Source organism: Protofrankia sp. Cr1, from assembly GCF_963555865.1.
In the GTDB taxonomy this organism is placed as follows: Bacteria; Actinomycetota; Actinomycetes; order Frankiales; family Frankiaceae; genus Protofrankia.
Genome location: NZ_CAUVXO010000359.1, coordinates 3,233 through 5,694, shown reverse-complemented (window position 1 = coordinate 5,694; position 2,462 = coordinate 3,233). Strand labels below are relative to the sequence as shown.

Genomic DNA, 2,462 nt, shown 5'->3' with positions numbered 1-2,462 from the left:
CGGATCTCCGGATCTCCGGATCTCCGGATCTCCGGGTCGGCCGCCGGGGTACGGGCCAGATCGCCGGTGCGGTGCCCGACTCGTGCACGCCACACGGCGAATCTGCCGAATCGGGCGGCGTCTGTGTGGTTCGGTTGGCTCGTGGTATCGAATCCGCTCAAAGTCGGGAAAGCGCTGTGGACCAAGAACCGTCGACGGACGCTGATCGTCGTAGCCGTGGTCGTGGTTGCCTTCGCCTATACCTACCGCTCACCCACGGTGAAGACCGAGCGCGCCGCGATTCCGGCGGGCTACGCGTCGGCAGGCCGTGAGCTTGCGGTACATGCCGCCCCTAAGCCCAGGCAGCCGGTGCCGTTGGTCCTCGTTCTAGCTGACGACGGCAGCGACATGGCGGCGATCGAGAAGGCCAGCAACGCGTCGGCGCTTGCAGATCGCCAGAAGTTCGCCCTGGTGTACCCGGAGGCGGTGGCCAGCAGCTGGCAGGTCAACGGCCCGGATGCGCAGTACCTGCGGGACGTGGTCCGCTACGTCGCTCAGGAGCGATCGAACATCGACATGTCCCGGATCTACATCTGGGGCGGGGGAGAAGGCGGTCGCATGGCCCTTACGGTCGCCTGCAGCTCGCTTGACTCCGCGCAGAAGCCACTGTTTGCGGTGGTCGGGGCGGTGAACACGGTCGGACCGGCGCCCGCGTGCCCTTCGCAGGTTCATGTCAAGCTTCTGCCCCAGAAATGGGACGAAGCCACGACCGCTGCTTTGTGGACGTTTTCGAAAGATATCAGGGGCTAGAGCGACCGAAGGCCGCGCGCTGATGGCTCGTTTCGCGCGGCTGGTGGTACCAGGATCTCCAGAGATCCTGGAACCACCAGCTCTGTCTCTGGGCACGCTTCGTGTCATCACCGGATTGACTTCCCGCCGGCCGGCTCAGCCGGGGGGGTGGCGCGGCCGGCCGGCGGGAGTTCTGGACTCCCGCCGGCCGAGCGCACTGTGGGGGGGGTTCAGTGCGCAAGGCCAGCGGAAGCCCGCGTTCCGCCGGGCATTACGAGCCGGGGGGGTTGGCTCGCTCCGACCAGCGGAAGTCCTTGGAGACATCCAGTTGTGGTTTGGGGCCGCCAGATCAGCGCCGATTTCGACAGCACCGACCTGACGGCGAGGTTCACGCGTAACCGGAGGGGGAGGACACGCGGAACCCGATTGTGTTTTGAAGGAGCGGTAACCGTTTCACATGACCGGGATGGACGCTGCTGTCGCCGGTACCGACGTACGAGCCGACCTACCAGGCTCCTTGACCCCGAGAGGGCGTTGGGACTGTGATTGCACGCTAGCTGACGCGGCCGACCGAGTACGACGTGGTCCAGATAGCCTCGAGTTTGACAACGTCACCTGATTTTGGGGCTACCCACATCTTGCCATCACCGGCGTAGATGCCCATGTGGTAAATGTTACCAGGTGTACCGAAGAAAATCAGGTCGCCGGGCTGTTTGTTGTACTGCGATACTCGGGTCGTTGCCTCGTATTGAGCTTCCGCCGTACGAGGAAGGCTGCGCCCCAGCTGTTTGAAGACATACTGAACCAGGCCGGAGCAGTCGAATGCGTAAGGTCCCTCTGCACCGTACACGTAGGGCTTACCGGCCTGTTGTGCCGCCAGATAAACAGCCCGTAGACCGAGGGAGCCTGCGGATATCGTCGCATCGATCGTACTCGGTGATATCGTGCTGGCCCCACTGGAGCCGGATGCCTGAGGAACGCTACGAGCCACCGATCGAGGCGCCTGTGCCGGGACTGCCGGGGCTGGACCAGGCATCACAGTCATCGTACCGATGTTCGAGGAGTGCGCCGACTGCAGGGCGTCGGTGCCGTCGAAGATAGCCGTGATCTGTGTCGTGGTGAGAATCTTGGCTGTGTAGCTGGCGAAGCCCTGTTCGTTGGTGTACAGGTGCTTGAATGTCGCCCAGCCGTCAGGCAGCTTCACCTGAACCTTGATGAGCTGGTTCGGCAGCGGCGCGTGGGTCGTTCCGTCCTCGAGGGCGAAGCCCATGTCGATGGGCTGGTCGGCCTGCACGGAGACGTCCGGATTGGTGACCTTCAGCGCGACAGCCGACTTCGGGTGCAGGTCGGCCTGATCGATCACCTGGCTTGTGATGGAGCCGGGGCCGACCGAGGTGGCCGGGTTGATGACCGACGTGCGCAGGCCTGCGAGGGACGCCTGGCTTCCGAATTGCGATCCTAGCGTGATCCGCGAGCTGACCGAGGTTTCGTCCATACCGGTGTCGGTCGGGGCGCAGCCGGCGAGCGCGACACCGGACACGGCAACCGTGCCGGTTGTCATCGCGGCTACCGCGGCCCGGGCTCGGACGCGACTTGCTCCCGACGGTGGAGCCGGCGCGCGGTGCCTGCCACGGGCTGAGCGCCCGGTCATGTCGGCAGGCGGTCGCAGAGACGACGTCGTTGCCGATCTCGTT

The 2,462-nt window shown here is 64.9% G+C and carries 2 protein-coding genes; one reads left to right on the top strand and one right to left on the bottom strand.

Annotated elements, in window-relative coordinates:
* Positions 1 to 216 precede the first annotated feature (216 nt).
* Complete coding sequence (locus U9980_RS21265) at positions 217 to 789, top strand: plasmid partitioning protein (protein WP_322769537.1); 573 nt, start codon at positions 217 to 219, stop codon at positions 787 to 789.
* 532 nt (positions 790 to 1,321) lie between these two features.
* Here U9980_RS21265 and U9980_RS21260 read toward each other — a convergent pair.
* The gene (locus U9980_RS21260; RefSeq protein WP_322769536.1) at positions 1,322 to 2,263 is read right to left on the bottom strand and encodes a C40 family peptidase; all 942 of its coding nucleotides are present in this window, start codon (positions 2,261 to 2,263) and stop codon (positions 1,322 to 1,324) included.
* Positions 2,264 to 2,462: the final 199 nt, after the last annotated feature.